The organism is Xanthobacter versatilis (genome assembly GCF_043193975.1).
Lineage (GTDB): Bacteria > Pseudomonadota > Alphaproteobacteria > Rhizobiales > Xanthobacteraceae > Xanthobacter > Xanthobacter autotrophicus_E.
On the sequence record NZ_JBAFVB010000003.1, the window covers coordinates 187,080 to 213,330 of the forward strand.

The 26,251-nt window shown below is 68.7% G+C and carries 27 protein-coding genes; 10 read left to right on the plus strand and 17 right to left on the minus strand.

All coding sequences use genetic code 11. The features are described from left to right. Positions 1–4 precede the first annotated feature (4 nt). Entirely contained in the window at positions 5–2,071 is a 2,067-nt protein-coding gene (locus V5F66_RS08380) for a pseudouridine synthase (protein ID WP_394093627.1), read from the minus strand. A 57-nt stretch (positions 2,072–2,128) separates the two neighbouring features. On the opposite strand from V5F66_RS08380, the gene V5F66_RS08385 reads away from it, so the two are divergent. Further along, positions 2,129–2,572 (plus strand): nucleoside deaminase, encoded by a 444-nt coding sequence (locus V5F66_RS08385; protein WP_149574911.1) that lies wholly within the window; start codon positions 2,129–2,131, stop codon positions 2,570–2,572. A 26-nt stretch (positions 2,573–2,598) separates the two neighbouring features. On the opposite strand, the gene V5F66_RS08390 is transcribed toward V5F66_RS08385, so the two are convergent. From V5F66_RS08390 to V5F66_RS08415, 6 genes are all read right to left on the minus strand, one after another. Next, entirely contained in the window at positions 2,599–3,015 is a 417-nt protein-coding gene (locus V5F66_RS08390; protein WP_393999063.1) for a hypothetical protein, read from the minus strand. A 189-nt stretch (positions 3,016–3,204) separates the two neighbouring features. Next, complete coding sequence (locus V5F66_RS08395; protein WP_394093628.1) at positions 3,205–4,110, minus strand: alpha/beta fold hydrolase; 906 nt, start codon at positions 4,108–4,110, stop codon at positions 3,205–3,207. 60 nt (positions 4,111–4,170) lie between these two features. Further along, positions 4,171–5,100 carry a penicillin-insensitive murein endopeptidase gene (gene mepA / locus V5F66_RS08400; RefSeq protein ID WP_393999061.1) on the minus strand — a complete coding sequence of 310 codons (930 nt, stop codon included), beginning with the start codon at positions 5,098–5,100 and terminating at the stop codon, positions 4,171–4,173. Continuing rightward, the gene (locus V5F66_RS08405) at positions 5,100–6,149 is read right to left on the minus strand and encodes a L,D-transpeptidase (RefSeq protein WP_394093629.1); all 1,050 of its coding nucleotides are present in this window, start codon (positions 6,147–6,149) and stop codon (positions 5,100–5,102) included. Before V5F66_RS08405 ends, mepA begins: the two co-directional genes overlap by 1 nt. A 99-nt stretch (positions 6,150–6,248) precedes the next feature. Then, the gene (sfsA, locus tag V5F66_RS08410; protein WP_394051645.1) at positions 6,249–6,962 is read right to left on the minus strand and encodes a DNA/RNA nuclease SfsA; all 714 of its coding nucleotides are present in this window, start codon (positions 6,960–6,962) and stop codon (positions 6,249–6,251) included. Further along, on the minus strand, positions 6,962–7,450 hold the full coding sequence (locus V5F66_RS08415; protein ID WP_394093630.1) for a PaaI family thioesterase: 489 nt from the start codon (positions 7,448–7,450) through the stop codon (positions 6,962–6,964). Before V5F66_RS08415 ends, sfsA begins: the two co-directional genes overlap by 1 nt. A 243-nt stretch (positions 7,451–7,693) precedes the next feature. Here V5F66_RS08415 and V5F66_RS08420 point away from each other — a divergent pair, with 243 nt between their 5' ends. Further along, positions 7,694–8,023: a DMT family transporter gene (locus V5F66_RS08420; protein ID WP_394093631.1), complete on the plus strand. Its 330-nt coding sequence runs from the start codon at positions 7,694–7,696 to the stop codon at positions 8,021–8,023. Positions 8,024–8,083: 60 nt separating this feature from the next. Here V5F66_RS08420 and V5F66_RS08425 read toward each other — a convergent pair whose 3' ends face one another. Further along, entirely contained in the window at positions 8,084–8,710 is a 627-nt protein-coding gene (locus V5F66_RS08425) for a GNAT family N-acetyltransferase (protein WP_394093632.1), read from the minus strand. A gap of 247 nt (positions 8,711–8,957) precedes the next feature. Continuing rightward, positions 8,958–10,214, minus strand: a complete 1,257-nt coding sequence (locus V5F66_RS08430) for a glycerate kinase type-2 family protein (RefSeq protein WP_394051641.1) — start codon at positions 10,212–10,214, stop codon at positions 8,958–8,960. A gap of 185 nt (positions 10,215–10,399) precedes the next feature. Here V5F66_RS08430 and V5F66_RS08435 point away from each other — a divergent pair, with 185 nt between their 5' ends. Together V5F66_RS08435 and V5F66_RS08440 are read left to right on the plus strand one after the other, a co-directional pair. Further along, positions 10,400–11,335 (plus strand): methyltransferase domain-containing protein, encoded by a 936-nt coding sequence (locus V5F66_RS08435; RefSeq protein ID WP_394093633.1) that lies wholly within the window; start codon positions 10,400–10,402, stop codon positions 11,333–11,335. A 113-nt stretch (positions 11,336–11,448) separates the two neighbouring features. Further along, on the plus strand, positions 11,449–11,919 hold the full coding sequence (locus V5F66_RS08440; RefSeq protein ID WP_012115083.1) for an acyl-CoA thioesterase: 471 nt from the start codon (positions 11,449–11,451) through the stop codon (positions 11,917–11,919). An 84-nt stretch (positions 11,920–12,003) separates the two neighbouring features. On the opposite strand, the gene phbB is transcribed toward V5F66_RS08440, so the two are convergent. Next, positions 12,004–12,726 (minus strand): acetoacetyl-CoA reductase, encoded by a 723-nt coding sequence (gene phbB, locus V5F66_RS08445; RefSeq protein ID WP_012115084.1) that lies wholly within the window; start codon positions 12,724–12,726, stop codon positions 12,004–12,006. 237 nt (positions 12,727–12,963) lie between these two features. Then, entirely contained in the window at positions 12,964–14,142 is a 1,179-nt protein-coding gene (locus V5F66_RS08450) for an acetyl-CoA C-acetyltransferase (protein WP_012115085.1), read from the minus strand. Positions 14,143–14,439: 297 nt separating this feature from the next. On the opposite strand from V5F66_RS08450, the gene phaR reads away from it, so the two are divergent. Next, positions 14,440–15,078, plus strand: coding sequence for a polyhydroxyalkanoate synthesis repressor PhaR (gene phaR / locus V5F66_RS08455; RefSeq protein WP_012115086.1), 639 nt, complete (start codon positions 14,440–14,442; stop codon positions 15,076–15,078). Between the two features lie 288 nt (positions 15,079–15,366). On the opposite strand, the gene V5F66_RS08460 is transcribed toward phaR, so the two are convergent. Both V5F66_RS08460 and rpmF read right to left on the minus strand, forming a co-directional pair. Continuing rightward, on the minus strand, positions 15,367–15,768 hold the full coding sequence (locus V5F66_RS08460; protein ID WP_012115087.1) for a hypothetical protein: 402 nt from the start codon (positions 15,766–15,768) through the stop codon (positions 15,367–15,369). A 390-nt stretch (positions 15,769–16,158) separates the two neighbouring features. After that, positions 16,159–16,344: a 50S ribosomal protein L32 gene (gene rpmF / locus V5F66_RS08465; RefSeq protein ID WP_012115088.1), complete on the minus strand. Its 186-nt coding sequence runs from the start codon at positions 16,342–16,344 to the stop codon at positions 16,159–16,161. 349 nt (positions 16,345–16,693) lie between these two features. On the opposite strand from rpmF, the gene V5F66_RS08470 reads away from it, so the two are divergent. Beyond that, positions 16,694–17,644, plus strand: a complete 951-nt coding sequence (locus V5F66_RS08470; protein WP_394093634.1) for a peptidylprolyl isomerase — start codon at positions 16,694–16,696, stop codon at positions 17,642–17,644. A gap of 86 nt (positions 17,645–17,730) precedes the next feature. Here the strand turns inward: V5F66_RS08470 and V5F66_RS08475 are convergent, their stop codons facing one another. The 4 genes from V5F66_RS08475 to fabD all read right to left on the minus strand — a co-directional run bounded on the left by V5F66_RS08475 (position 17,731) and on the right by fabD (position 22,898). After that, entirely contained in the window at positions 17,731–18,150 is a 420-nt protein-coding gene (locus tag V5F66_RS08475; protein ID WP_394093635.1) for a hypothetical protein, read from the minus strand. A 203-nt stretch (positions 18,151–18,353) separates the two neighbouring features. Then, entirely contained in the window at positions 18,354–20,870 is a 2,517-nt protein-coding gene (locus tag V5F66_RS08480) for a hypothetical protein (RefSeq protein ID WP_394093636.1), read from the minus strand. Positions 20,871–20,969: 99 nt separating this feature from the next. Then, positions 20,970–21,713: a 3-oxoacyl-[acyl-carrier-protein] reductase gene (fabG, locus tag V5F66_RS08485; protein WP_394093637.1), complete on the minus strand. Its 744-nt coding sequence runs from the start codon at positions 21,711–21,713 to the stop codon at positions 20,970–20,972. A gap of 198 nt (positions 21,714–21,911) precedes the next feature. Continuing rightward, on the minus strand, positions 21,912–22,898 hold the full coding sequence (fabD, locus tag V5F66_RS08490; RefSeq protein ID WP_012115093.1) for an ACP S-malonyltransferase: 987 nt from the start codon (positions 22,896–22,898) through the stop codon (positions 21,912–21,914). A 208-nt stretch (positions 22,899–23,106) separates the two neighbouring features. Between fabD and V5F66_RS08495 the strand changes: the two genes are divergently transcribed. The 4 genes from V5F66_RS08495 (at position 23,107) to V5F66_RS08510 (ending at position 26,214) form a co-directional block, all read left to right on the plus strand. Then, positions 23,107–24,141, plus strand: coding sequence for a polysaccharide deacetylase family protein (locus V5F66_RS08495; RefSeq protein ID WP_394093638.1), 1,035 nt, complete (start codon positions 23,107–23,109; stop codon positions 24,139–24,141). Between the two features lie 259 nt (positions 24,142–24,400). After that, positions 24,401–24,859: a 30S ribosomal protein S6 gene (gene rpsF, locus V5F66_RS08500; RefSeq protein ID WP_012115095.1), complete on the plus strand. Its 459-nt coding sequence runs from the start codon at positions 24,401–24,403 to the stop codon at positions 24,857–24,859. Beyond that, complete coding sequence (rpsR, locus tag V5F66_RS08505; protein ID WP_012115096.1) at positions 24,859–25,125, plus strand: 30S ribosomal protein S18; 267 nt, start codon at positions 24,859–24,861, stop codon at positions 25,123–25,125. Before rpsF ends, rpsR begins: the two co-directional genes overlap by 1 nt. 132 nt (positions 25,126–25,257) lie before the next feature. After that, positions 25,258–26,214 carry a DUF2232 domain-containing protein gene (locus V5F66_RS08510; protein ID WP_394008148.1) on the plus strand — a complete coding sequence of 319 codons (957 nt, stop codon included), beginning with the start codon at positions 25,258–25,260 and terminating at the stop codon, positions 26,212–26,214. Positions 26,215–26,251 lie beyond the last annotated feature (37 nt).

The following is a 26,251-nucleotide window of genomic DNA, read 5'->3' on the forward strand; positions in this document are numbered from 1 at the left end:
CCGATCAGCGCTTGCCGCGCGGACCCGCAGGCTTGCCGCCGCCAGCCTTGCCACCGCCCGCGCGCCCGCCGGGCTTCCCGCCCGGCTTGCCACCGAAGCCGCCACGACCGGCGCCGGGCTTGCCCCCCGGCTTGCCGCCGAAGCTGCGTGCGCCGGCCGGCTTGTCGCCGTACGCGCGACCCGCACCTTCGGACGAGCGTTCGCTGTAGGAGCGACCAGCACCGCCCGTGGGCCTGTCACCGGAGGGGCGGCTCCGCGCCGGCTTGTCGCCATAGGCACGGCCCGCGCCTTCGGATGAGCGTTCGCTGTAAGCGCGACCCGCACCACCCGTGGGCCTGTCTCCGGAGGGACGGCCCCGCGCCGGCTTGTCGCCATAGGCGCGGCCTGCTCCCTCGGACGAGCGTTCGCCGTAGGAGCGGCCTGCGCCACCTGAAGGCCTGTCCCCGGTGGGACGGTTCCGCGCCGGCTTGTCGCCATAAGCGCGACCCGAGCCTTCGGATTTCTCGCCGTAAGCGCGGCCAGCACCCGCCGGCCGGTCACCCGTCGGACGGGCACGCCCCGCCGGCTTGTCGCCATAAGGACGGCTGCCGCCACGGGCGGGCCGGCCCTCCTGCTCGCTGGTGCGGTCCGGCCGTTCGCTGCGGGTGCGGAAGGGCCGCTCGCCCTGCTGCGGGCGCTCGTCGCGGCCGCGCCGGGGGGCGCCATCCGCTGTCTCCGGACGCGGGCGACGGGGGCGATCCTCTCCCTCCCGGGTGGGACGGCGACGGAAATCCTCGCGATCATCGCGCTCGCGGCGCGGGCCACGGGCATCGTCGCGGAAACCGGCGCGGGCTGGTCCGCGCTCGGAAAAGCGCTCCTTGCCCTCGGCCGGACCGCGGCGGAACGGGCGGGCTCCCGCTTCGTCCCTGTCGCTCTTGCGGGCACCGGGCCGGGCACCAGTTCGGGCGCCACGCGTCGGGGCGTCTGCCTTGGGCGCCACCACGCGTTCCACCTTCACCGTGCGGCCCTTGCGGTCGGCCACCGAGCCACGGCTCTCCACGGCATTTTCATCGCTCATGCGCCGGCGCGTGCGGGGGCCGGCGGGGCGGATGACATCCTCCACCGGCGCGTCGAAATCCTCGTCCTGCCGCGAACGGCGGGCCGGCGCCTTCAGGGTGCCGCCCTTTTCGGCTTCCGCCTGACGCTTGCCGGCGGGGCGCAGTGCCACGCGGGGCGGGGCCTCTTCCAGCTCGCGCTCCACCAGCAGGCCGGTGAAATCGGCTCCTGCTGCGGCGGCGAGGTCGTTGCCGATCTGGTCGCGCAGCACGCGGGTGCGCACCTCCTCGATGCCGCCTTCCGGGACATCGCCCAGCTGGAACGGGCCGTAGGAGACGCGGATCAGCCGGTTCACCTGGAGGCCCAGGGCGCCGAACACATTGCGGATTTCCCGGTTCTTGCCCTCGCGCAGGGACACCGTGATCCAGGCATTGGCGCCCTGCACCCGGTCCAGCTCCGCCTCGATGGGGCCGTACTCCACCCCATCGACGGTGATGCCCTTCAGCAGGCTGTCGAGCTGGGCCTGGTTGACCTCGCCATTGGCGCGCACGCGGTAGCGGCGCAGCCAGCCGGTCTCCGGCAGCTCCAGCACGCGGGCAAGCCCGCCGTCGTTGGTGAGCAGCAGCAGGCCTTCCGAATTCAGATCCAGCCGCCCGACGCTTACGAGGCGCGGCAGGCCCTGGGGCAGGATCTCGAACAGGGTGGTGCGGCCTTCAGGGTCGCGATTGGTGGTCACCACGCCCCTGGGCTTGTGGTAAATGAAGAGGCGGGTGCGTTCGCGCTCGGGCAGGGGGGCGCCATCCACGGTGATGGCATCCTCGGCCGTGACGGTGACGGCGGGGGTGGTGAGCACCTCGCCGTTGACGGCCACGCGGCCGGCCTCGATCCATTCCTCGATCTCGCGGCGCGAGCCGAGGCCGGCGCGGGCGACGACCTTGGCGATCCGCTCGGCCTCCTTGGGCGCGGCGGGGGTGAGTTCGCGCTTGATGCGCGGAACGCGGTTCTTGTCCTTGCGGGGCGGTGATGTGCGCGGCATGAGGGGCAGTTAGCACAGGCGAGGCGGCGCGGCGAGCGCGGCGATGACAGAGGCACCATGTCCGGAACCTATATGCAGATGGCGCTGAACGAGGCGCGGGCCGCCGCAGAGCGTGGCGAGGTACCGGTGGGTGCCGTCCTGGTGCGCGGTGCCGAGGTGATCGCCCGCGACGGCAACCGCACCCGGGAACTCAATGATCCCACCGCCCACGCCGAGGTCCTGGTGCTGCGCACAGCAGGCGCGCGGCTGAAATCCGAGCGCCTGCTCAACTGCGATCTCTACGTGACGCTGGAGCCCTGCGCCATGTGCGCGGCAGCGCTTTCCTTCGCGCGCATCCGCCGACTTTATTATGGCGCGTCCGATCCCAAGGGCGGCGGGGTGGAGCACGGGCCGCGCTTTTTCTCCCAGCCCACCTGCCACCACATGCCCGAAGTCTACGGCGGTATCGCCGAACGCCAGGCCGCCGAGGTGCTGCGCGCCTTCTTCCAGGATCGCAGGTAGCCGTCGCCCCGGAGCAATCGAGCCCTTCAGCTGGACGCCTTCAGGTCGATGAAGTCCCGGTTGTTCTGCTCATACCTGAAATTGTAGGGCTTGCCTTCCGCGCAGGTTTCGCCGGTGGCGGCCCGTCGCTCCAGCTTGTATTCGGTCCAGAAGGTCTTCCCGCGCAGGTCGGAGTCGAACCGGATGTAGATCGGGGGCGAGTGGTTTTCATTCTGCTTGTCATATTTGTGCGAAAAGCTCCGGTTCCAACCGGGCTGGAGGCGGTAGCTGCCCCAGTTCCCGTCTTTCCCGACCTTGACATCGAAATTGATGGCGTGCTGCGTCCGGTTGTGGATGCAGGTGACGCCGTAGCGCGTGGCCGCCTGGGCTTCGGTGGTCGTGAAGGTGGCGAGGGTGGCAAGGGCCGCGGCGCACGTCGCCATCGGCAGGAAAGACGGTATCATCGGCCTTCTCCATGCTGTCGTGCGTTCAGGATCTATCCTGACGCACGCGATGACGTGTTGTCATTGCGTTAAGCATAGAAAACCGCATTCCCAGCACATCCACTGTTTGAGGGATGGAAGAATTCGCGGGCCCGTCGGGTCGCGAAATCCTTTTTCCTCGGCCGGGATCTCAGGCCGATGCCGCTGGTATCAGTCCCCCGCCAGAAACGGCAGCACAGCGGCCAGCACCCCCCCCGGCGCCTCCTCGGCGACGAAGTGGCCGGCTTCCACCGCCGCGCCTTCCAGCTTGGGCGCGAAGACCTTCCAGGCCTCCAGCGGGCTTGCGCCACGGCTCGGGATGCCGGCCGCGCCCCACAGGGCGAAGGTGGGGCAGGAGAGGGTGCGCGCGGCGGCCATATCCGCCTCGTCATGGGCGAGGTCGATGGTGGCGCCGGCCCGGTAGTCCTCGCACATGGCGTGGAGCCGGTCGGGCGAGGAGATGGCGGCGCGGTATTGGGCCATGGCGCGGGGATCGAAGGGCGAGAGGTCCTTGGATCCGGTCCAGCTCGCCATGGTCCAGTCGAGGAACCAGGCGGGATGGGAGCCGATGAGCTTCTCCGGCAGGGGCTTGGGCTGGGCTAGCATTGACCAGTGGTACACCTGCAGCGCCCGTGCCCGGTCCATCTTGTGCCACATGACGTAGGTGGGGACGATGTCCAGCACCACCAGGCGGTCCAGCCGGCCGGGATGGTCGAGGCCGAGCCGGTAACCGGCCCGCGCGCCGCGATCGTGGCCCATGAGCGCGAAATGAGCGAAGCCCAGATGCTCCATCACCTCCACCATGGCGGCGGCCATGGCACGCTTGGAATAGGGGGCGTGGTCCGTGCCTTCTTCCGGCGCCGCGCTCCAGCCGTAGCCGGGCAGATCGGGGATGATGAGGGTGTGCTGCTCGGCGAGCTTGGGCGCCACCTTGTGCCACATGACGTGGCTCTGCGGGAAACCGTGGAGCAGCAGCAGCGGCGATCCGGTGCCGCCCTGCCGCAGGAAGATGCGGCCGGCCCTGGTGTCCACATAGTGAGAGTCGAAGCCGGGGAAGAGGTCGGTAAGGTCGGTCATGGCGTCCTCCGTTATCGTTGCTTCCCCACGCCGGGCGGGTTCACGCCCTCATGCGGTTCTTCATCTGGCGCCCAGCACCGCCGCGCAGGCCTCGGGCAGGTCGGCAAGGGTTAAAGGCGGCTTGGGCTTCGCCGGTTCCTTCTCGGGCTTGGGGTGCAGCACTTCGTCGGTGAACCACCAGTCCAGTTCCGATCCGCAGCCCTCGCCGGCGGGCGGGGCTTCCTGTGGGCGGCAGTCCGGGTTGCCCGGCGGGCAGGTGAGGCGGACATGCATGTGGTAGTCGTGGCCCCAGTAGGGACGCACCTTGGCGAGGAAGGAGCGGTCGCCGCTCGCCTCCCGGCACAGGGCCTTCTTGATGGCCGCGTTCACGAAGATGCGTTCCACGCGCGGGTCGAGGGCGGCGGCGCGGATGACCTTCCAGTGGTCGGGCCGCCAGTTGGCGGGATCGATGTCGCGGCGGTCGGCGCGCACCATCATGGACGCGGACAGCTTCTCGCGCTCCTCCCGGCTCAGCTCCCGGCCGGGGCTCGGGGTCAGCCAGATGTCGGCGTCGAGGCCGATCTGGTGGGAGGCGTGGCCGGTGAGCATGGGGCCGCCGCGCGGCTGGGACATGTCGCCCACAAGGATGCCCTGCCAGGACGACACCTTCGGCACCTGCGCGGAGAAGCGCTCCAGAAAGGCGACGAGATCGGGATGGCCGAAATTGCGGTTGCGGGACAGCCGCATGACCTGCCAGTTCGGCCCGTTCACCGCCAACGCCTGCGCGCCCGCGAGACAGCCCTTGGAATAAAAGCCGATGGAGCGGGCGGCGAGGGGCGCGGGGTCCTGCACCCGTCCGAACAACTCCTTGGCCGGGACCGGCCCTGCCGCGGCGGGCCGCGCCGCCGGCTTGCCGGGAAGCGCGGCCGGGGGCGCTACCTGCTGCGCCAGCACCAGCGCCGGCGCGCCCGCGACCAGCAGGCCGAGCAGGGCGCCGACGGCGCGGCGCATCAGCTTTCCACCTTGTGGGTCATCACCACGAAGCCGCCGTCGTTGCGGGTGCCCGGATGGGCCGGCAGGTCGGTGACGAACAGGGTCGCCCCCGGCGTCACCAGAGCTGCCACCTGCTTGTTGATGGCGGGGTCCACCGTGATGCGCGCCAGCGCCTGCTGCGCTTCCCCAGGCGGCTGCTTGCCGCCCTCATAGGCAATGGCGCTCCAGCGCGGCGCGGCACCGTCCGTGGACATCAGCACATAGACCACGTTGCCCAGCGGCGTTGCCGGATCGCGGATGGTGACGGGACCCTGCACCGTGGTCTGGGCGCCGCGCAGCACGGTGATGCTCCGGTCCGCTCCGCTGACCACCATGGACACCGGCTCCGGCGGGGCGGGCGCGATGGGCACCGAAGCGCCGGCCGCCGCCGCCACCTGCGCCTGGTCCTCGGGCGGCGCGCCCTGGCCGGTGGCCGAGACGGCGAGCTGCTGCTCCAGCCCCTCGCTCATGAGCAGGCCGGGGTGCAGCACGTCCTGCGGCGCCGAATGGCTGTCGGCGATGATCACCGGGGTGCCCAGATGGGTGACGGTGAACACCAGCTTGGAGAAGGCGAGCGGAAGGTGCACGCAGCCGTGAGAGGAGGGATAGCCCGGCAGCCCGCCCGCATGCAGCGCCACCCCGGACCAGGTCAGGCGCTCGGTGTAGGGCATGGAGGCGTTGTTGTAGATGGAGGAGTGGTGGTCCACGTCCTTGCCGAGGATGGTGAAAACGCCGGTCGGCGTCTCGTGCCCGTCCTTGCCGGTGGAGACGGTGGCGACCCCGATGCGCACGCCGTTGCGATAGACGAAGCAGAGCTGGTCGGTGAGGTTCACCACGATGGCGACGAAGCCCTCCGGCGCGCGCTCCGGATACCACACCCACTGCCCGGGCTTGAGCCCTTTGATGGTGGTGACATCCGGGTCATCCTCGGCCCGGACCGGCATCAGCGCATCGGCGAGGACGGCGCCGCCGAGGGCCGCGCCCAACCTGAGCGCCCCCCGCCGGGAGAGGTGAAGGGTGAACGGCATCTTGAGGCCCCCCAACGTGCGAATCGCCTTTCCCTATGTGTGGCGCGCCGCGCCGGGCCTGTCCATGCGCGGCGCACCCTGACGAAGGGGGAGGGGGGCTTATCCGGTCATGGGAATGATGTCGGCCACCTCGATGCCCTCGGGATCGATGCGGCAGACCAGGCCGATAGCCTCGACACCCCGCTCCCGCGCCCGGTCGAAGGCGCGGCCATAGGCGGGATCGAGATCGCGGGCGAGGCCGATGCTGCGGGCGGAGCCGATCTGGCTCAGATAGACCATGACGGCGCGGTTGCCCTTGTCGGCCTCCGCGCCCAGCTCCTCGAGGTGCTTGGCGCCGCGCGCGGTGACGCAATCGGGGAACTCGGCGTAGCCCGGGGTCCGCATGAGGTGAACATTTTTCACCTCCACGAGGCAGAGCGGCCGGGCCTCGTCCTCCAGCTGGATGTCGATGCGGCTGGACAGTCCATACTTCACCTCGCGCCGCAGGCGGGCGTAGCCGGAGAGCGCCGGCACCGCCCCGGCGGCGATGGCCTCGGCCACCAGCAGGTTGGGGTGCATGGTGTTGACCCCCACCATCTCTGGGCCGGAGCCGAAATCCGCCTCCACCAGCTCCCAGCTGAGCGGCAGCTTGCGGGCGAGGTTGGCGGCACGCGACAGCCACACCCTGCTGCCGGGCGCATCCAGCCCCAGCATGGCGCCGGAATTGGCCACGTGGACGGTGGTCTCGGTGCCGTCGGCCAGCACCACGTCGGCGAGGAAGCGCTTGTAGCGGCGGATGAGGCGGCCCGGAATGAGCGGGGTGGGAAAGCGCATCAGCCCTCGGCGCGAAGGTCGTTGGGGCGGTCGCTTTTGCCGTGAAGGCAGATGAGGGTCTGGGTGGCGGTGGCGCAATGGGTGCGCGTTTCGCCGGCCTGCGCATACACATCCACCCGCACGATGGTGAGGGTGCGCCCAGAACGGGTCACCTCGCCCACCGCGATCAGGCGTTCGCCTTTGCCGGGCGCCATGATGTTGATCTTGTATTCCACGGTGAGCACGGTGGAGTTCGGCGGGAACAGGGTGAAGGCGGCGTATCCCCCCGCCGTATCGGCAATGGCGCCGATGGCACCGCCGTGGAAGAAACCGTGCTGCTGGGTGACGCCCTCCCCATAGGGCAGAACCACTTCCACCCGCCCCGGCTCCACCGCGCCGAGCGCGGCGCCCAGGGTCGCCATGAAGGGCTGGCGCGCGAAGCTCTCGCGGACCTTGGCCTCGAAGGCGGGATCTGGCGGGGTGACGGCGGGAGTGGGGTTGACGGTCATGGGGCAGGGGTCTTGGTGGGGCGGGTCTTGACGGGGCGGGTCATGGCGGAGCGGGTCTGGCAGGCCGGGGAACTGGCGGGCGGCGACCTGGACGATCGCGGAGCTGCGACCATATCCGATCGGTGCCGCCCCGCATCGCCTTTTCCAATCCGTCGGCGAGCGTGAGCGCCGCATTGACAGGATTGCCCGGCGCCGCCTCTTCTCTCGGCAGCGGCGCAGCGGCCGTCCCGGAATCCTGACGCCATGAGCTATCTTTTTCTCATCATCGCCATCGTCGCCGAGGTCATCGCCACCTCGGCCCTCAAGGCAACGGAGAGCTTCACCCGGCCGGGCCCTTCGGTGCTCGTGGTCGTGGGCTATGCGGCCGCCTTCTTCTGCCTGTCGCTGACGCTGAAGACCATGCCGGTGGGCATCGCCTATGCCATCTGGTCGGGGGTGGGAATCGTGCTGGTCACCGCCATCGCGTGGCTGTGGTACGGCCAGAGGCTCGATCTGCCGGCCCTGATCGGGCTCGGCCTGATCATCGCCGGGGTGATGGTGATCAACCTGCTCTCGAAGAGCGTCGCCCATTGAAAAAGGCGGCGCCGGATGGGGCGCCGCCTCTTTCGTCCTGTCGGGGCAGACGGGATCTTGTCAGCTCGGTTCCAGCTCGGGCTCGACCGGAGCCGGGTCAGGCATCAGCCAGTGGAACAACCGTCCGGTGGCCATGCGCTGGGCCTGCAGCACGGCGCCGGCCATGCCCTGGGCATCCGCCGCCGCTTCCTGCGCCAGGGACAGCGCGGTGGGGAAGGGGGCGGTGAGCTCGGCGACCACTTCGTCGGTGTCGAAACTCAATTCGGCGTCGAACTTGCGCGCGATCTGCTGCATTCGCCGGTTGTGGGCGAGGCAGTTCATGCACAAGGTACGGATCCCGCGGTTGCGGGCGCTCAGGATCACGCGCTCCAGCAGCTGGCTGCCGAGGCCGTGGTTCTGGAACTCCTGCTCCACGCTGAAGGCGGCTTCCGCCTCTCCGGGCAGAACGTCGCCCATGGGATAAAGCTCGGCTGCTGCGCGCAGTTCGCCGTCCACAAAGCAGCCATGCACGATCGCACCCGTGCGGAACACCCGCGACGCGTAGCGCTCGATGAATTCGGCAGACACCGCAGAGCCGAACCTGAACCGACGGCTCTCAGTATCGAGCCGAAGGAGATGGTCCCGGAATATTCCGGCCTCTCCGGTCCACAGCTTGCGGATGATCCCCGGTGTGACCTCAACGGTCATTGTGGTCTCCAGACTTGGCGTCTTGGGAGCCCCCCGGTTCCTCCACGGCGGAATTTATGTGCACTGCAGCAAAGGTCAATGGGGTTGACCTTGACCAATAGGTTAACCTTCTACCCGAAAAACATAGTTTTCCGCATAACCATATGATTTTATGTGAAAAAGACGCGGTATGCGCGCAGCGCAGCGCGGCTGCGCCGCAGGGGCAGGCCTTGGCCACAGCCCCGCCGCAATGAAACCGGGGCAGCGTCTATCGCACAAGGATCGCCCTGAAATCATTGACGTTCGTCAAGGTCGGGCCGGTGATCACCAGCCGGTCGAGGGCGGAGAAGAAGCTGTAGCCGTCATTGTTGGCGAGGAAGTCGGCGGGCTTCAGCCCGCGCGCAGCGGCCTCTTCCAGGATAGCGGCGTCGAACCACGCGCCGGCATTGTCCTCGGTGCCGTCCACCCCGTCCGTATCGCAGGAGACGGCGGAGATGCCGGCCCGGCCCTTCAGCGCGATGGCGAGGGCCAGCAGGAATTCCACGCTGCGTCCGCCCCTTCCCTTGCCGCGCACGGTCACGGTGGTCTCGCCGCCGGACAGCAGCACGCAGGGCGCGGCCGCCGGAAGCCCGTGGGAGGCGGTGCAATTGGCGATGCCGGCGAACACGATGGCGGCCTCCCGCGCCTCGCCCTCGATCGCGTCGCCGAGGATGAGGGGGGTGATGCCGAGTTCGCGCGCCTTCGCTTCCGCCGCTTTCAGCGCCATCAGCGGAGTGGCGATCATGTGCACCTCCTGCCCGGGGAGGGCATCGCCGGGCACGGTGTTGGCGCGGATGACCTGCTCCAGCTTGTCCGTCACCTCGATGCCCCACGCGCGCATCAGGCCGAGCACACCCTCCGGGTCGGAGGCCTCGGGAATGGTGGGGCCGGAGCCGATGGTGCCGGGGTCATCGCCCGGCACGTCGGAGATGAGGTAGGTCACCGCCCGAGCCGGGGCGATGGCGGCGGCAAGGCGCCCGCCCTTGATGGCGGAGAGCGATTTGCGCACCTGGTTCATCACGCCGATGGGCGCGCCGGATTTCAGCAGCGCGCCGTTCAGCGCCTGCTTGTCGGCCAGGGTCAGACCCTCCGCCGGCATGGTGAGGAGCGAGGAGGCGCCCCCCGACATGAGGCAGACCACCAGATCGTCCGGCCCCGCGCCCTTCGCCAGCTCCAGGATGCGGCGGGCGGCGTCGAGCCCGGCCTGGTCCGGCACCGGGTGGGAGGCTTCCACGATCTCGATATGGCGGGTCTCGCAGCCATGGCCGTAGCGCGTGACGATAAGCCCCTCGCACGGGTGGCCCCACTCTTCCTCGAAGGCGCGGGCCATGCGGGCCGAGGCCTTGCCGGCACCGATGACAATGGTGCGGCCTTTCGGCGGGGCGGGCAGGCGATCCTTGAACTTTCCTTCCGGAAGCGCCGCGGCGAGCCCTGCATCGAACAAAGCGAGGAGGATGTCCCGGTCGGACAGGGTCGCAGAGGTCATGGCGTTCTCCCGCGGCCCGCCTTTTGGGGCCATTCATTCATTTCAGGCCCGGCTGTAACCGGCCCCCGGGAAGGGATCAATAAGCCGGAAACGAAAGGCAGCTTTAATCAGGACGGCAAGGTTCGGCGTGGGAGGCGCCGCCGCGCGTGGTACGCGCGCTCGCATCGCTGCGCGCGAGGCCCTATATGCGGCTCATGAGCGATGCCATCAGCACTACCACCGGCGATGCGCCCCATCTCGTCTTCGACCGGTCCCTGCTGCGTCGCCGCCTGGAGCGGGCCGCGCGCCTTGGCCCCGAGCCCTTCCTGCTGGAGCGGGCGGCGGAGGACATGGCGGACCGGCTGGCGGCGGTGAAGCGGCAGTTCGAGACGGCGGTGGATCTCGGCACGCCCACCCCCGCGCTGGCCCGTGCGCTCGCCGGCCAAGCGGCGGTGGGGCACCTGTTCCGCGCCGCGCCGCTAGAGGCGGGACTTTCCGCGCCCGGCGTGGTGGCGGACGAGGAGGCGCTGCCGTTCGCCGCCGGATCGCTGGATCTCGTGGTGTCCGCCCTGTCGCTGCAGAGCGTGAACGACCTGCCCGGCGTCCTTGCCCAGGTGCGCCGGGCGCTGAAGCCGGACGGGCTGTTCATGGCTGCGCTGCTGGGAGGCGGCAGCCTGTCCGAGCTGAGGCAGGCCTTTGCCATCGCTGAGAGCGAGACCACCGGGGGCCTGTCCCCGCGCGTCGCGCCGTTTGCGGATGTGCGGGACCTCGGCGCCCTACTCCAGCGCGCGGGGTTTGCCCTGCCGGTCACCGACGTGGACCGCGTGGTGGTGCGCTACGGCTCGCCCTTCTCCCTGTTTTCGGATTTGCGCCGCATGGGCGCGGCCAACGCGCTGCTGGAGCGCCGCCGCGTGCCCCTGCGCCGCGCGACGCTGCTTCGGGCGGCGGAAGTCTACACCGAGCGATTCGCTGATCCGGACGGGCGGGTGCGGGCCACGTTCGAGATCGTGTTCCTGTCCGGCTGGGCGCCCCACGAAAGCCAGCAGAAGCCGCTGCGCCCCGGCTCCGCCAAGATGCGCCTGGCCGATGCCCTTGGCGCCCTTGAAGTGCCGCTTCCGCCCGCCGGCGCGAACAAGGGCTGAGCGCCGCCCTCCCGTCCAGCTTTGCGGGCCGACGCCGCAACAGGGTGCATTCCCGCCGGTTGGGACGGTACAAAGGCAGGCCGCAGATGCGGCTTCAGCACGGGGGGATGCGGATGAGCGGGCAGGCGGGCCAGGGGAACGAAAAGGGCGGGGGACGGGAAGAGCCGGTTCTGATCGACGGCTTTTCCCATGTGCTGCCCATCACCACGCGCTGGGCGGACGTGGATGTCTACGGCCACGTGAACAACGTGGTCTATTATTCCTACTTCGATACGGTGGTGAACGAGCAACTGGTCTCCGCCGGCCTGCTGGACCCGCAGACCAGCCCCATCATCGGCCTGGTGGTGGAGACGCGCTGCACCTATTTCCGCAGCCTCACCTATCCGGCCCCGGTCCGGGCCGGCATGCGGGTGGCGAAGCTCGGTTCCTCGTCGGTGCGCTACGAGATCGCGCTGTTCCAGGGCGAGGACCCGCGGGCGGCAGCGCAGGGGCATTTCGTCCACGTCTATGTGGACCGCGCCAGCCAGAAGCCGGTGCCGATCCCCGATCCGGTCCGGGCGCTGCTCCAGACCCTGGTGGTGTGAGGGCGCGCGACGACCCCCAAAAACGCACATGCCCCGGACGAGCCGGGGCATGGCGGTGTTGCGGTGCTGGAACCGATGTCGGTCTCAGGTGATGTACTGGGCGCCGTTCACCGTCATGGTCGAGCCGCTGATGAAGCCGGCGTCGTCGGACGCAAGGAACACCACGGCGCGGGCGATGTCCTCCGGCTCGCCGAGACGGCCCACCGGAATGGTCGCCACGATCTTGGCCAGCGCCTCGGCCGGCACGGCGCGCACCATCTCGGTGCCGATGTAGCCGGGGGCGATGGCGTTCACCGTGATGCCGAAGCGGGCGCTCTCCTGGGCGAGCGCCTTCACGAAGCCGATCTCGCCGGCCTTGGCGGCCGAATAGTTGGTCTGGCCGAACTGGCCCTTCTGCCCGTTGATGGACGAGATGCAGATGATGCGGCCGAACTTGCGCTCGCGCATGCCCTCGATGACCGGGCGGGTCATGTTGAAGGCGGAGTTGAGGTTGGTGTTGATCACCGCGCTCCACTGCTCCAGCGACATCTTGTGGAACTGACCGTCGCGGGTGATGCCGGCGTTGTTCACCAGCACTTCGACCGGACCGAGCTCGGCCTCCACCTTGGCGATGCCTGCCTTGCAGGATTCGAAATCGGACACGTCCCACTTGAAGGCGGCAATGCCGGTCTTCTCGGTGAACGCCTTGGCTGCCTCGTCGTTACCGGCATAGTTCGCAGCGACCTTGTAGCCGGCGGCTTTCAGCGCCACCGAGATCGCTTCGCCGATTCCACGCGTGCCGCCCGTGACCAACGCGACGCGTCCCATGGTTCCCTCCTCACTCTATTGGCTCGACCTGACGACACTTCCCCCGTGATCCGGAGCGGGTCGAGCCACGCTCCGGCGGTTTAGCAAGTCTCAAATTCCGTTGGGAAACGGCGGGCCGCGATGGAACGTCGCGGCCCGGTTGTGCGCGTTTCGGTTGTGGAGTCATGCCGCCCGGCGAGCCGGACAGCGGTGTCACACGCGCAGCGCTTCAGGCGGGATCAGTCCCCCGCGAGGCCCTCAGTCCCGCGCAAGGCACATGGCGATGCCCATGCCGCCGCCGATGCACAGGGTGGCAAGGCCCTTCTTGGCGTCGCGCTTCTGCATCTCGTGCAGCAGGGTCACCAGGATGCGGGTGCCCGAGGCGCCGATGGGGTGGCCGATGGCGATGGCGCCGCCGTTCACGTTCACCTTGCTGGTATCCCAGCCGAGGTCCTTGTTCACGGCGATGGCCTGGGCGGCGAAGGCCTCGTTGGCTTCCACCAGGTCGAGGTCCGAGGCGCTCCAGCCGGCCTTCTCCAGCGCGAGGCGGGAGGCGGGGATGGGGCCCGTGCCCATGATCGACGGATCGACGCCGGCCTGCGCCCAGGAGACGATGCGGGCCAGCGGGGTGCGGCCCTCGGCCTTGGCCTTGGCGGCGCTCATGAGCACCACGGCGGCGGCGCCGTCATTGATGCCGGAGGCGTTGCCGGCGGTCACCGTGCCGTCCTTGGCGAAGGCGGGCTTCAGCTTGGTCATGGCCTCGATGCTGGCACCGTGGCGGATGTATTCGTCCTGGTCCACCACCACGTCGCCCTTGCGGGTGGAGATGGTGACGGGGACGATCTCCTCCTTGAACTTGCCGCCCTTCTGGGCCGCTTCCGCCTTGTTCTGGGAAGCGACGGCGAACTCGTCCTGCTCCTGGCGGGTGATCTGGAACTGGCGCGCCACGTTCTCGGCGGTGTTGCCCATGTGGTAGCCATTGAAGGCATCCCACAGGCCGTCCTTGATCATGGTGTCCACGAACTCGAGGCCGCCCATGCGGGTGCCGTTGCGCACGTGGGCCGCGTGGGTGGACTGGCTCATGGATTCCTGGCCGCCGGCCACGACGATTTCGCTGTCGCCGTTGACGATGGCCTGAGCGCCCAGCGCCACGGAGCGCAGCCCGGAGCCGCACACCATCTGCACTTCCCACGCCGGGACGCCGATGGGCAGGCCGGCCTTCAGCGAGGCCTGGCGGGCGGGGTTCTGGCCTTGGGCTGCAGTCAGCACCTGACCGAGAATCACTTCGCTGACGGTATCGGCGGGAAGTCCGGCGCGCTCCAGCGCCGCCTTGATGGCGATCGCGCCCAGCTCATGGGCGGGCAACGGCGCGAGCGCGCCGTTGAACGACCCGACCGGGGTGCGCGCTGCGCTGACGATGACGACCTCGTCCTTCATGGGTGTCTCTCCTGGGGAAGATCGGGCGGGCGGCTTTGCGCCTCGTTGCCAGTGCGGTGCTGCCAGTGCCGTGAAAAGTACCGGCCCCTATCGTGGCCGGGGCCGACCATGTGTCAATGACCCACCTCATTGCAAGGGAGGGCCCCGCACGCAAATTGAACCTTCGTCTGGGCGACAGCCCGATGACACTGGCGCGCATTGCAAAAAGGCCGGTGCGCGGCGCACACAAAGTGGTAGCTCTGCACTGGGAAACGCCTTAACCTGCGGCAGCACCCAAGGAAAACGGATGACCGGACAATGGCAAAATCGCAAGAGCCAGTCACCATCAAGAAATACGCCAACCGCCGTCTCTACAACACGGGCACGAGCACCTATGTGACCCTTGAAGACCTCGCCAACATGGTGAAGGAGGGGGAGGACTTCGTGGTGTATGACGCCAAGAACGGCGACGACATCACTCACTCGGTGCTGACGCAGATTATCTTCGAGCAGGAAAACAAGGGACAGAATCTTCTGCCCATCGCGTTTCTGCGCCAGATCATCCGCTTTTATGGCGACAGCATGCAGATGCTGGTGCCACGTTACCTCGAAGCCTCCATCGACAGCTTCACCAAAGATCAGGGGAAGTTCCGCGAGCACGTGGCCAAGACGATGACGGGGCCGAGCTTCATCGGGCTCGACGATCATGTGCGCCGCAACATGGAAATGTTTGAGCGCGCTTTCCACATGTTCCTGCCCTTCCCCAAGGGCGAGGAGCCGGCGGGAACCGTTGCGCCGACGCCGCCTGCCCAGACGCCCGCCGTTCCGGTGGCCGAGCGCAGCGACGATCTCGACGCGCTCAAGCGCCAGATGGCTGACATGCAGGCCAAGCTTGAGCAGTTGGTGCCCAAGAGCGAGCCGAAGAGCGAGTCGAAGCCGGAAGGCTCGGATAGCTGAATCCAGGAGCCGGCGCGGCGCGAAGCCCTGCGCCGGCCCTTCTCGCCGCACCTCCTGCGGTGAGTGAGATCATCCGGCGTGTAAAGCATCATGCAGCCGCGGACGATCCAGCACGTCGCTTCTGATTTCTATTGTTGATAGCGTCGCGTGATTCTCCGCGCAGCGGGCGGAGTGCGCGACGTGATCATTTTTGCGGCGTGCCTGTTCTTGCGGCCTTGCTGTTCCGCGCGCGCATTGCCGTGCCTGCTTGTTCCCGGATTATGGGCTGAACACTGATCCGGTTGCGCCCTATTCCCGCGGCTCGACGGAGAAGTCGCGCTGGGCGACCCGGACCGAGACCGAGAATCCGGCGATCACGTCCAGCAGCATGATGCACAGCAGGATCGCGAACACAGAATTGCCCGCCTGCCGCACCAGCAGAAACTCCGTTATGCCGATCACGAACACCAGCATGGACAGCATGTGATCGACGATGGAGCGGTGGGTGATCCGCGTCGCCTTCAGGATTTCGAAAAACAAGAAGAACAGGCTGAGCGCGATGAACGCCTCCGCCATGCTGATGGTCCATTCCGCACCGGAAAGCATCGAGATCGTGGTCAGTACGGTGGACCACGAGATGCCGGGCATCAGGAAGGTGATGATGTTGTAGATCGCGAGGGGGACGATCAGCAACGGGACGGGCGTCAGCATATGTGCTCCTCGGGCCGCTGTGCGCGGGCGCGCTCATCCTCCCAGATTGCGGTGCAACCTGATCGGCGCGTGCTCTTGCGCTGCGGATGGGTGCCACATCGAAGGCGGAAAGTCACGGTCGGCGGAACGTCACAGTCCCGCGTAGCGACATTGGGCGCAGAGGACCGTGGATCTCCGCACAGCGTGCGGCAAGGCGCAGGGCCGCAAGGCGGGCCTTGGAGGGTTCGGAGCCGGTTGGTCCGGAGCCCGTGGCCCTGCTGCACCCCGGCCCGGGCAAACCCGCCCGGAGCCGCGGGACTCGAATCACAAAGACGCGAAGCATCGGCCGGCACCTTCGGCGCAGGCCGTGCTCCTGGCGGCGCCGGAAAGCCGGCGCGCGCGCTTAAAGCCTCAGGCTTCGGCCTTGGGCTTCAGGATCTGGCGACCGCGGTACATGCCGGTCTTCAGGTCCAGGTGGTGGGGACGGCGCAGCTCGCCCGAATCCTTGTCTTCCACATAGGTGGGCTGCTTCAGCGCGTCGGCCGAGCGGCGCATGCCACGGCGGGACGGCGAGGTCTTTCTCTTCGGGACAGCCATTGTCCAAACTCCTGAACGACATAACGTGGCAAGCGCGGCGTGATCGCTGGAACAAGGCGCGCTGCCGACTTGGCCAACTTGTGAATTGGCGAACTTGTGATCGCGAACGCACCGAAGGTTGAGCCCAGACGCGAGCCGCTTGGAGCGGTTCGCCCGGGGCGCGCTGAACGGCCAGCATTCCCGATGGAAGGCGCGCCTTATACAGGCTCGCGCGAGGGAACGAAAGCCCCGCAGCGCGCTTTTCCAGTCGCTCTATGCCCCAACAATGCCCTCTTGTCAGCTGAGGAGAGCTAAGCGAGGTTGCGCCCCGCTTCGGCCCGCCCGAAGACATCCCGAGGAAACCGGACCCATGATGCGTTCCGCCAAAACCCGTCTTTTCGCCGCCGCGCTCGCCGCGACCGTCTCCGTCGCGTCCGTCTCGGCGGCGCTCGCGCAGGGGGCCGCCCCGGCCGCTCCCCCCGCCGCGACGCAGGCGGCGCCGGCCCCTGACACCGTGGTCGCGACCGTCAACGGGACGCCCATCCGCCAGAGCGACGTGACCATCGCCCTCGAGGACATCGGCGCCGGCCTGCCGCCCCAGCTCCAGGGCGCGCAGCGGGAGGAATATGTCCTGTCCTTCCTCACCGACATGACCCTGCTGGCCAAAGCAGCCGAGGCGCAGAAGCTCGACCAGTCGCCGGATTTCCAGCAGCGCATCGCCTATGCCCGCACCAAGGCGCTCATGGAAACGCTGATGACCCAGGAAGCCAAGAAGGCGGTTTCCGAAGAGGCCAAGCACAAGACTTATGACGAGTTCGTCAAGTCCGCGCCCGCCGAGGCCGAGGTCCGCGCCCGCCACATCCTGGTGGACGACGAGGCCAAGGCCAAGGAAATCGCCAAGAAGGCCAAGGCCGGCGAGGATTTCGCCAAGCTCGCCAAGGACTATTCCAAGGACAGCGCCGAGGACGGCGGGGATCTCGGCTATTTCACCAAGGACCAGATGGTGCCCGAGTTCGCCGAGGCCGCCTTCAAGCTGGACAAGGGCCAGGTCTCCGACCCGGTGAAGAGCCAGTTCGGCTGGCATGTCATCAAGGTGGAGGACAAGCGCCAGAAGCCGGTTCCCACCTATGATCAGGTGTCGGACCAGGTGGAGCAGTACCTCGTGCGCAAGGCCCAGGCGGACCTCGTCACCAAGCTGCGCACCGATGCCAAGATCGAGAAGGCCGCGGCTGCGGCGCCTGCTCCGGCGGCGCCTGCTGCTCCGGCGGCGCCTGCTGCTCCCGCCGCGCCGGCTCCCGCGGCCGACCCCGCCAAGAAGTGATCGCGGTTACACGCCGGTCCTGAAGGGGCGCTTCGGCGCCCCTTTTCATGTCCGCTCGGGTCTCGCGCACGTGTCCGGGGCGCCGGTCAAAGCTCCTCCAGCCCGGCCCTGGCGCGGGCAAGCAGCTTGGCGGCGTCGAGAATCACATCCTTGTCCGGATCGTGAACGAGCGCGCCGAAGCTGCCGGCGAGCGCTGCGCACACGCCCATGGCGCTCACCTGCTCGCGCACGTCGCCGCTCCATTTGAAGTCCAGGGCAACGTCCCGGCCGCCAAGGGCCTCGGCCAGCGTGGCGGATCGGGCGGCGCCGGCGTCCACGTCGCTGAAGCGCAGGGCGAAGCCGGCATCCTCGCCGTCGAGGGTGCAGGGCAGGTAGCCGAATGATTCGAACGGCACGTAGCCGTCATCCAGCACCAGCTTCAGCTTGAGGGCGTCGAGGGCCTTTTGCAGCGCCGGGCGGGCCGGCACCTCGCTGCGGGACAAATAGGCGGTCTGGGCGCGCGCCATAGCGGCTCCTCCGAAATCGGATCATTGAAAAATGGCCGCCGGACGGGCCGGCAGCGGTCTGAAACGGCAAAATCCTAAAGGGGAATGCCGGGGCGTGGAAGATCCGCGCGCGCCTTCGCCGCGGGCCGCGGGCCGCGGGGAGCGCCGGTGCTGTGCCCCGTCGATTCGCGTTCGGCCCCGGCCGCCAGCCGGGGCCATCCCGATCAGCGCGGCGGAGCCCCGCCGGTGCAGGCCAGCGAGGGCGTCGCAAGTGCTGCCCATACGGCTGCCACCGCCGTGTCGTTGTTGCAGCGGTCGGCCGTGGCCTCCAACTGCTCGTGCAGGTTCATCTGCACGGGCTTGGAGAGCCACCAGCTCATGGATACGTCGCGGATCTTCTCCGGCGTGGCCTCGCCCACCGGACAGTGGCCGTCCTTCACCGCCTCCGGCCATACCTTGATCTGCACCAGATTGGTGGGGCAGCGGTCGCCGAAGCGGGCGTCGAGCCAATGGGTGGCCGTCGCCACCGCCAGCCGCCCACGGCCACTGCGCACCGCCCCAATGGCGCCCACCGGCCCGGAGATCTCCGTGAAGGCTGCGTGGTCCGGGGCGTCGGGCACCACCACGCCGCTGCCGCTGCGGGCAGTGCGCTCCTCGGTCAGCACGCTGCCGGGATCGTTGGCGACCACCAGAATGAAGGGGGCGAGCCGTGGCTCGATCTCCACCATGGCCTTGGCCAGTTCAACCGCGCTTTCCACCCCGAAATTCTCGAAGTAGCCGCCGTCCACGATGCGGTCCACCACGTCGGTGTCCATCTGGTAGATGGAGCCCGGCGGCGAAATCACCGGGAAGCGGGCGGAGTTGGTGGCAGCGGTGGACAGCCGCACGTCGAGATCGGATCGCACCAGGCCGTGGAAGTCGATGGCGTGGGTGAAGAGGGAGCATTCCGCGTTGGGCCCGCCCGAGGGGCAGCGGCCGGTGGTGGCATAGGTGGGCGAAAGGTCGGTGGTGACGATGCGCTGGCCGGTCTCCACCGAGGTGCCGTTCAGCACGAGGAAGGGCACCCAGCGATCCGGATCGGGCGGCGAGCCGAGGAAGGGCGTCGCCAGCCGGCTTGCCGAATCGGGCGACGCCTTTGCGCCTGCCGCCAGAACATGCCGGGCGAAATTATCCTCCCAGGATTGCTCCAGCAGCGCGGCGCGATCGGAAAGGAAGAGCTGGACCTGATCGTGGAAGGCGAGGCCGAAGAAGGTGGCGGTGAGATAATCGCCCGCCGTCATGCTCTCCAGGCAGTCGCGCCAGCCGGCGAGCGTGCCGCCGAACCAGCCGTCCGGCGCCTTGTCGGGGCAGGGCGCAGCGGAACCGGTGCGGGCCGCCAGCGCCGCCGCCACCACGGCGGCGCCGTAGGACCCGCCGGACACGCCGGAAATGGCGAAGATGCGGGTCGCAATGTCCTTGCCGTTCAGGGCCTGCTCGATGGCGGGGGTGAAGCGGCCGTCGTCGCGGGCGGCCCGGTTGATCTTCGAGCCGTCAGCCCGGGTGAAGGAGAAGCCCTGCTTGTGGCGCTCGAAATCGAGGAAATGGCCGATGACGCTGGCGGTGAAGAAGCCGGCCCGGCTTGCCCCGCCCGCCGCCGCGACGATGACCGGGCGCGGGCAGGAGGCCGGGGCCTCGGCGCAGCCGTTGGCGCGCATCCAAAGCTGGACCGCCTGTACCATGGCGGTGCGGCGGTACGCCGGCTCGACCGCCGTGAGAGTGCGCACCGCGTGGTTGTCGCCGAAGACATAGACGCCAACGGCGCCAAGAAGAAAGAGGCCGGTCAGGATCGGCACATGGAAGCGCCGTCCCACCGAGGACAGGTAGCCGAGAACAGGGACCCAGCCGCCGAAGATGAGCGGCACGGCAAAGGCGAGCGGCAACTGCCGGGCCAGCCAGTGGGGGCTGGCGGCCAGCACCACGATGACCAGCACCGCATAGGCGAGGAGGATCAGCCGGCCCGTGGCGTGCAGTTCCGCTTCGGGGTCGTCCGGCCGCGCCTCGATGCCGAGCGCGGCGAACACGCCGGCGAGCCGCCGCCCCAGCGCCGCATCGAAGGCCTTGAGGGGCCCAACGTCGGTGAATAGCCCGCGCATGAGGGTATAGGCATAGAACAGCGGCGCGCCGGCCAGCATGACCCAGGACAGAAGCGCCAGCTGGTCATGGGCGGCCGCCATGGCGGGCCGGTCGGCGAGGGTGGGCAGGTTGCCGATGGCGTTGCGCGCGCCGATGGCGAAGGCGACGAAGGTGAGCGCGCCGAGAATGCGCGGCACAAGGCGCAGCATCAGGCAGAAGATCAGGTCGTGCTTGCCGCCCCTCGCGGCGGCGGCGGCATTGCGCCGGGTGCTGATGTCGGCGATGCCCTTGTCCGTCTCCATCAGGAGGCGGGCGGCGTAGTGCACCGGCATGGCCCACAACAGGAACACGGCGGCGAGCAGGGCGATCATGGTGCCGGACAGGCCGGCGGCCGCGCCGACGGGCGCCCCCGCCATGGCGACGTCCAGCGTCACATCCTGGGCCTGGGTCACGGCGGACATGAGCAGCAGGCCGAGGACGACGCTGGCCAGCGGCACCCTCACTACCCACAGGATCAGTCCGAAATCGAGAACGCGACCCCAGATGCGGCCGAGCAGACGGGACGTGTGCGGCGTCTCCGCACTCCGCCCCTTGAGCCCGATTTCAGGGCTCACAGGCTCGATCTTCATGCGTGCCTCCAGTCCCCGCACGCCTGAAGACACTACAACTTTCGCAGGACTGAGACAACGGCCGGCCGCATTCGCGCGCGGCCGGCCCTCGTCGGGGCGTCAGATCATGGCCATGCCGCCATTCACGTGCAGGGTCTGGCCCGTGACATAGGCGGCCTCGTTGGAGGCGAGGTAGACGCAGGCGGCGGCGATGTCCTCGGGGGTGCCGAGCTTGGCCGCCGGCACCGCCTTCAGGATGCTCTCGCGCTGCTTGTCGTTGAGGGCGTCGGTCATGGGGGTGGCGATGAAGCCGGGGGCGACGCAGTTTACCGTCACCCCGCGCGAGGCCACTTCCTGGGCCAGCGACTTGGACATGCCGATCATGCCGGCCTTGGCGGCGGCATAATTGCCCTGGCCCGCATTGCCGGTGACACCGACGATGGAGGTGATGGAGATGATGCGGCCCGAGCGGCGGCGCATCATGGTGCGCACGGCCGCGCGCGACAGGCGGAAGGCGGCGGTGAGGTTCACCGCGATCACCTGGTCCCACGCCTCGTCGGAGAGGCGCATGAAGATGTTGTCGCGGGTGATGCCGGCATTGTTGACGAGGATGTCGATGTGCCCGCCCAGCGCCGTTTCGGCGTCCGGCACCAGCTTCTCCACCTCTTCCGTGCTGCCGAGATTGCTGGGCAGCACGTGGACGCGGTCGCCGCCCAGCTCGCCGGCGAGGGCGTCCAGGGCCTCCTTGCGGGTACCGGAAATGGCGACGACGGCGCCCTGGGCATGCAGCGCCTTGGCAATCGCCCCACCGATGCCGCCGGTGGCGCCGGTGACGAGCGCGGTCTTGCCGGAAAGATCGAACATATGTGCCCCCAGTCCTTTATCGGGTGTCCGGCGCAGGGCCGGTTGGAGATGAGCGCGCCAGCCTGAGCGCTTCGCCCGGATTGTCCCGGGCCTTGTGCAGGGGTTTAGCGGCGTTCCGCAATGCCGATGCGTGCCGAACGCGCGAATGGCCGGCATGAAGCCGGCCATGACGGTACATCAGTGACGGAGGATGGCGCCTCAGGCCGCCGAAGCGGCGGCGTTGCGGGCGGCGATGAAGGCCGCCACGTCCTCGGGCGTGCCCACGGCGCTGGCGGACACCGACTTGTCGATGCGCTTGACGAGGCCGCACAGCACCTTGCCGGCGCCGACCTCGACCATGCGTGTCACGCCCGCGCCCGCCATGTAGATGACGCTTTCGCGCCAGCGCACCGTGCCGGTCACCTGCTCCACCAGCAGGCGGACGATCTCGGCCGGGTCGGTGACCGGGGAGGCGCGCACATTGGCCACCAGCGGCACCCGCGGGGTCATGACGGTGGAGCCGGAGAGCGCCACTTCCATGGCCTCGGCGGCCGGGCCCATGAGGCGGCAATGGAAGGGGGCGGACACCGGCAGGAGCAGGGCCTTCATGGCGCCCTTCTCCTTGGCGATGACAATCGCGCGTTCTACCGCCGCCTTGGTGCCGGAGACCACCACCTGGCCGGGGGCGTTGTCGTTGGCCGCTTCGCACACGTCGTCGCCGGCGGCTTCCGCCGCCACGGCCACGGCCTGGTCGTAGTCGAGGCCCAGCAGGGCGGCCATGGCGCCTTCGCCCACGGGAACCGCCTCCTGCATGGCGCGGCCGCGGATGCGCAGCAGCCGGGCGGCCTCGGTGATGGTGAGGGCGCCGGCGGCGGCGAGGGCGGAATATTCGCCCAGCGAGTGGCCGGCCACGAAGGCGGCCTCGCGGGCAAGGTCGAGCCCCGCCTCGGTCTCCAGCACGCGCAGGGCGGCGAGGGAGACCGCCATGAGCGCCGGCTGGGCATTGGCGGTGAGGGTCAGCGCGTCGATGGGGCCATCCCACATCACCTGCGTCAGGCTCTCGTTGAGGGCGGCGTCCACTTCATCGAACACGGCCTTGGCGGCCGGGAAATTGTCCGCCAGCGCCTTGCCCATTCCCACGGCCTGGCTGCCCTGGCCGGGGAAGATAAAGGCGGTCTGAGATCCTGTACGCGGCCCATCCGACATGCGCGGCCCTCCGGTTATCAAATTTGGGGAGGGCAGAGACACCCGGAATGTGGGCGAGTCAAGGCGAGGGAACTTGACTTTGCGGAAGCGCAGGCGTTTGCCTCTTCCGCTTCACATTTTATGCATAGGCCTTAGGCGAAACGTGTGGGTCAGGCGTGAACGAAACCGGGCTATGGTCGCCTGGCACAGACATGGAAAGTGGTCCGTCGTGAAGGCTTCCTGGGGATTTCTCGCTTTTGCCGCCGTGGGCGTGATCGGCCTGGGCTCAGCCTTTGGCCAGACCTTTCAGCCGGCGCCCTCCGCCAACAAGCCTCTCGCGACCATGACGCCGACCGGCACCTTCGCTGCCTCGCAGGCCGCCGCCGAGCCGCCGGCCCCCGCCGCGGGCATGTCGGCGCCGGCCGCGACGCCCGCTCCGACCGGCACCTCGCCGCAGAAGCTGGTGGCCTATTCCTCGGCGGTGGTGGACGGTCCCTACATCGCCATGACCTTCGACGACGGCCCGAACCCGGAGACAACGCCCCGGCTGCTGAAGATGCTGGAGCAGCGCGGCATCAAGGCCACCTTCTTCGTACTCGGCAGCCGGGCGACGGCCTCGCCCGCCATCATCAAGCAGATGATCGCGCAGGGCCACGAGGTGGCGAACCATTCCTGGGATCACCCGCAACTGCCCAAGATCCCGGTGGCGGCCGCCGACAAGCAGATCGGCGATACCAACGCCGCCATCGAGCAGATCACCGGCAAGTCGCCGATCTATGTGCGCCCGCCCTACGGCGCCATGACCCCGGCGCTGCGCGCCCATCTGCGCGAGAAGTTCGGCTCGACCTTCATCTACTGGTCGGTGGATCCGCTCGACTGGAAGGATCGCAACGCCCAGGTCATCCACGACCGCATCGTGTCCCACGCTCATCCCGGCGCCATCGTGCTCGCCCACGACATCCATCCCACCACCGTGGATGCCATGCCCAAGGTGCTCGATGACCTCAAGGCCAAGGGCTACAAGTTCGTCACTGTCTCCGAGCTGATCGCCATGAACAAGGGCGTGCCGGAGCCGAAGGTGGCCTCCACCACCCCGGCGCCGAAGAAGAAGCCGAAGCCGGCCAATCCAGCCTCGGCCTCCGCGGCCGGCGCCAATGGCACGGCCGCCACGCCGGTCTCGGCCAAGCCCGCTTCGGCCAAGCCCGCCTCGGCCAAGCCGGCGACGCCGACCCGCAATTCCAGCACCAGCATGGGCCTGTTCTGAGCGAGGGCGGCGCGCCAGCGGTCGCGAGGCGCGTGCGAAACTTGCTTTGCGCGCAGAATCTGCTATACGCCCCGCTTCCGTCGCACCCGGCCGGGGGCTGAACGGACGGTTTTTCTTTGCCTCGGCGTTATCCGCCGTGGCGCTGAGGAACAGGGCACCTGCCCGTCGTCCCGTGTCCCCGCCTTCCGAGCTTCGCGCCTTTCCGGCAAGAAGGGCTTGGCGCCGGTGGACGGAAGTGAAACGAAAGGCACACGAACACATGCCGCTTTACGAGCACGTGTTCCTCGCGCGCCAGGACGTGACGGCGCAGCAGGTCGAGGAACTCACCACCCGATTCAAGGGTGTCATCGAGGCGAATGGCGGCTCGGTCGGCAAGACCGAGTACTGGGGCGTGAAGTCCCTGACCTATCGCATCAACAAGAACCGCAAGGCGCACTTCACGCTCCTGAACATCAATGCCCCCGCGGCGGCGATCCAGGAGCTGGAGCGCCAGCAGCGCATCGACGAAGACGTCCTGCGCATCCTCACCCTCCGCGTCGAGGAGCATGAGGAAGGCCCGTCCGCCATGCTCCAGAAGCGCGACCGCGATGATCGCGGCGAGCGTGGGGACCGTGGCGATCGCGGTGATCGTGGTGACCGCGGCTTCGGTGGTCGCGAGGACCGCCCGCGCCGTCCGCGTCCCACTGAAGAGTCCCATGGCGGCGAGGAGGAAGTCTGATGGCGTTCGCTCAGTCCGGTGGCGCCGGCGGTGGCGGTGGCCAGCGTCGTCCCTTCTTCCGTCGTCGCAAGACCTGCCCGTTCTCCGGCCCCAACGCGCCGAAGATCGACTACAAGGATGTGCGCCTGCTGCAGCGCTACATCTCCGAGCGCGGCAAGATCGTGCCCTCGCGCATCACGGCGGTCTCCGCCAAGAAGCAGCGTGAGCTGTCTGCCGCCATCAAACGCTCGCGGTTCCTGGGCCTTCTGCCCTTCGTGATCCGCTGATCCATCCGCCCTCCCCGCTGGGGAGGGCGTTTCTCTCTGGTTTTGGCGACGCGCCGCGGGGAAGTCTCCGGGGCGTCTGCTGGGGTGGCCCCAAGGTCCGCCTCTAACCGCGTCAGCGGGACAGCTTGTCGGATGGCACTTCTTATCCTCATTGGCCTGGCCGCCGGATCGGCCTCCGCACTGCTTGCCGCCAGCGCCGCGGCGGGCTCGGTTCTGGCCGTTCCCCTCTTCTATCTCTCGCCCCTGCCGGTGATGATCGCCGGCATCGCCTTCAGCCCGCTGGCTGCGGCCCTTGCCGTGATCACCGGCGGCGCCGGGCTGTGGCTCGCCTTCGGCGGCACCTTCCTCGTCACCTATCTGGTGGGCCTCGGCGGCCCGGCTCTCGGTCTGTCCTATGCGGCGCTGCTCGCCCGGAGCGACCCGGCGGCCCGTGACGGCTTCGTCTGGTTTCCGGTGGGCGGGTTGCTGCTGCTGGCGGCGGGCTTTGCCACCGTCTCCGTCACCGTGGCGCTGTTCGGCATGGCTTCGGACTATGAGGCGTACCACGCGGCGGTGATCGCCACCTTCCAGGCATTCGTGGCGGGCCAGGCCCTGCCCATCGGCGCGGAGGGGCGCGACCCCCTCGCCATGGGCACCCTGATCGCCCATGTCCTGCCCGCCATGGCGGCCGGAATGGCCATGGCCTCCTACCTCGCCTGCCTCTACCTCTCCGCCCGCGCGGCGCGTGTCTCCGGCACGCTGGCGCGGCCGTGGCCCAACCTGGCCGCCTTCCGGCTGCCGCCGGTGACCTCGCTGGTGCTCGCCGTGGTGCTGGCCTTGTCCATGGCCGGTGGCCTCACCGGCCTTGCGGCCTCGGCCGGTGCCCTGACCCTGGCTTTGGCCTATGCCCTCGCCGGCTTCGCCGTGGTCCACGCCCTGACCGAAGGCCAGCCAGCGCGGACCCTCGTCCTCGGTGCGCTCTGGATAACCTCAGCCGTGCTGGGCTGGCCGGTGCTGGCCATGGCCGTGCTCGGCTTCGCTGACGGCATGCTCGACCTGCGCGCCCGCATCGCCACCGGCAAGGGACCGCCTGCCGCCAACGACCGCTGATTTTCCAATAAATCCCGACCAAGAAATCCCGATCCGA

Bases quoted from the DNA above. Each gene is read 5' to 3' on its own strand.
- V5F66_RS08380 (WP_394093627.1), bottom strand. From the start codon at position 2,071: ATGCCGCGCACATCACCGCCCCGCAAGGACAAGAACCGCGTTCCGCGC.
- V5F66_RS08385 (WP_149574911.1), top strand. From the start codon at position 2,129: ATGTCCGGAACCTATATGCAGATGGCGCTGAACGAGGCGCGGGCCGCC.
- V5F66_RS08390 (WP_393999063.1), bottom strand. From the start codon at position 3,015: ATGATACCGTCTTTCCTGCCGATGGCGACGTGCGCCGCGGCCCTTGCC.
- V5F66_RS08395 (WP_394093628.1), bottom strand. From the start codon at position 4,110: ATGACCGACCTTACCGACCTCTTCCCCGGCTTCGACTCTCACTATGTG.
- mepA (WP_393999061.1), bottom strand. From the start codon at position 5,100: ATGCGCCGCGCCGTCGGCGCCCTGCTCGGCCTGCTGGTCGCGGGCGCG.
- V5F66_RS08405 (WP_394093629.1), bottom strand. From the start codon at position 6,149: ATGCCGTTCACCCTTCACCTCTCCCGGCGGGGGGCGCTCAGGTTGGGC.
- sfsA (WP_394051645.1), bottom strand. From the start codon at position 6,962: ATGCGCTTTCCCACCCCGCTCATTCCGGGCCGCCTCATCCGCCGCTAC.
- V5F66_RS08415 (WP_394093630.1), bottom strand. From the start codon at position 7,450: ATGACCGTCAACCCCACTCCCGCCGTCACCCCGCCAGATCCCGCCTTC.
- V5F66_RS08420 (WP_394093631.1), top strand. From the start codon at position 7,694: ATGAGCTATCTTTTTCTCATCATCGCCATCGTCGCCGAGGTCATCGCC.
- V5F66_RS08425 (WP_394093632.1), bottom strand. From the start codon at position 8,710: ATGACCGTTGAGGTCACACCGGGGATCATCCGCAAGCTGTGGACCGGA.
- V5F66_RS08430 (WP_394051641.1), bottom strand. From the start codon at position 10,214: ATGACCTCTGCGACCCTGTCCGACCGGGACATCCTCCTCGCTTTGTTC.
- V5F66_RS08435 (WP_394093633.1), top strand. From the start codon at position 10,400: ATGCGGCTCATGAGCGATGCCATCAGCACTACCACCGGCGATGCGCCC.
- V5F66_RS08440 (WP_012115083.1), top strand. From the start codon at position 11,449: ATGAGCGGGCAGGCGGGCCAGGGGAACGAAAAGGGCGGGGGACGGGAA.
- phbB (WP_012115084.1), bottom strand. From the start codon at position 12,726: ATGGGACGCGTCGCGTTGGTCACGGGCGGCACGCGTGGAATCGGCGAA.
- V5F66_RS08450 (WP_012115085.1), bottom strand. From the start codon at position 14,142: ATGAAGGACGAGGTCGTCATCGTCAGCGCAGCGCGCACCCCGGTCGGG.
- phaR (WP_012115086.1), top strand. From the start codon at position 14,440: ATGGCAAAATCGCAAGAGCCAGTCACCATCAAGAAATACGCCAACCGC.
- V5F66_RS08460 (WP_012115087.1), bottom strand. From the start codon at position 15,768: ATGCTGACGCCCGTCCCGTTGCTGATCGTCCCCCTCGCGATCTACAAC.
- rpmF (WP_012115088.1), bottom strand. From the start codon at position 16,344: ATGGCTGTCCCGAAGAGAAAGACCTCGCCGTCCCGCCGTGGCATGCGC.
- V5F66_RS08470 (WP_394093634.1), top strand. From the start codon at position 16,694: ATGATGCGTTCCGCCAAAACCCGTCTTTTCGCCGCCGCGCTCGCCGCG.
- V5F66_RS08475 (WP_394093635.1), bottom strand. From the start codon at position 18,150: ATGGCGCGCGCCCAGACCGCCTATTTGTCCCGCAGCGAGGTGCCGGCC.
- V5F66_RS08480 (WP_394093636.1), bottom strand. From the start codon at position 20,870: ATGAAGATCGAGCCTGTGAGCCCTGAAATCGGGCTCAAGGGGCGGAGT.
- fabG (WP_394093637.1), bottom strand. From the start codon at position 21,713: ATGTTCGATCTTTCCGGCAAGACCGCGCTCGTCACCGGCGCCACCGGC.
- fabD (WP_012115093.1), bottom strand. From the start codon at position 22,898: ATGTCGGATGGGCCGCGTACAGGATCTCAGACCGCCTTTATCTTCCCC.
- rpsF (WP_012115095.1), top strand. From the start codon at position 24,401: ATGCCGCTTTACGAGCACGTGTTCCTCGCGCGCCAGGACGTGACGGCG.
- rpsR (WP_012115096.1), top strand. From the start codon at position 24,859: ATGGCGTTCGCTCAGTCCGGTGGCGCCGGCGGTGGCGGTGGCCAGCGT.
- V5F66_RS08510 (WP_394008148.1), top strand. From the start codon at position 25,258: ATGGCACTTCTTATCCTCATTGGCCTGGCCGCCGGATCGGCCTCCGCA.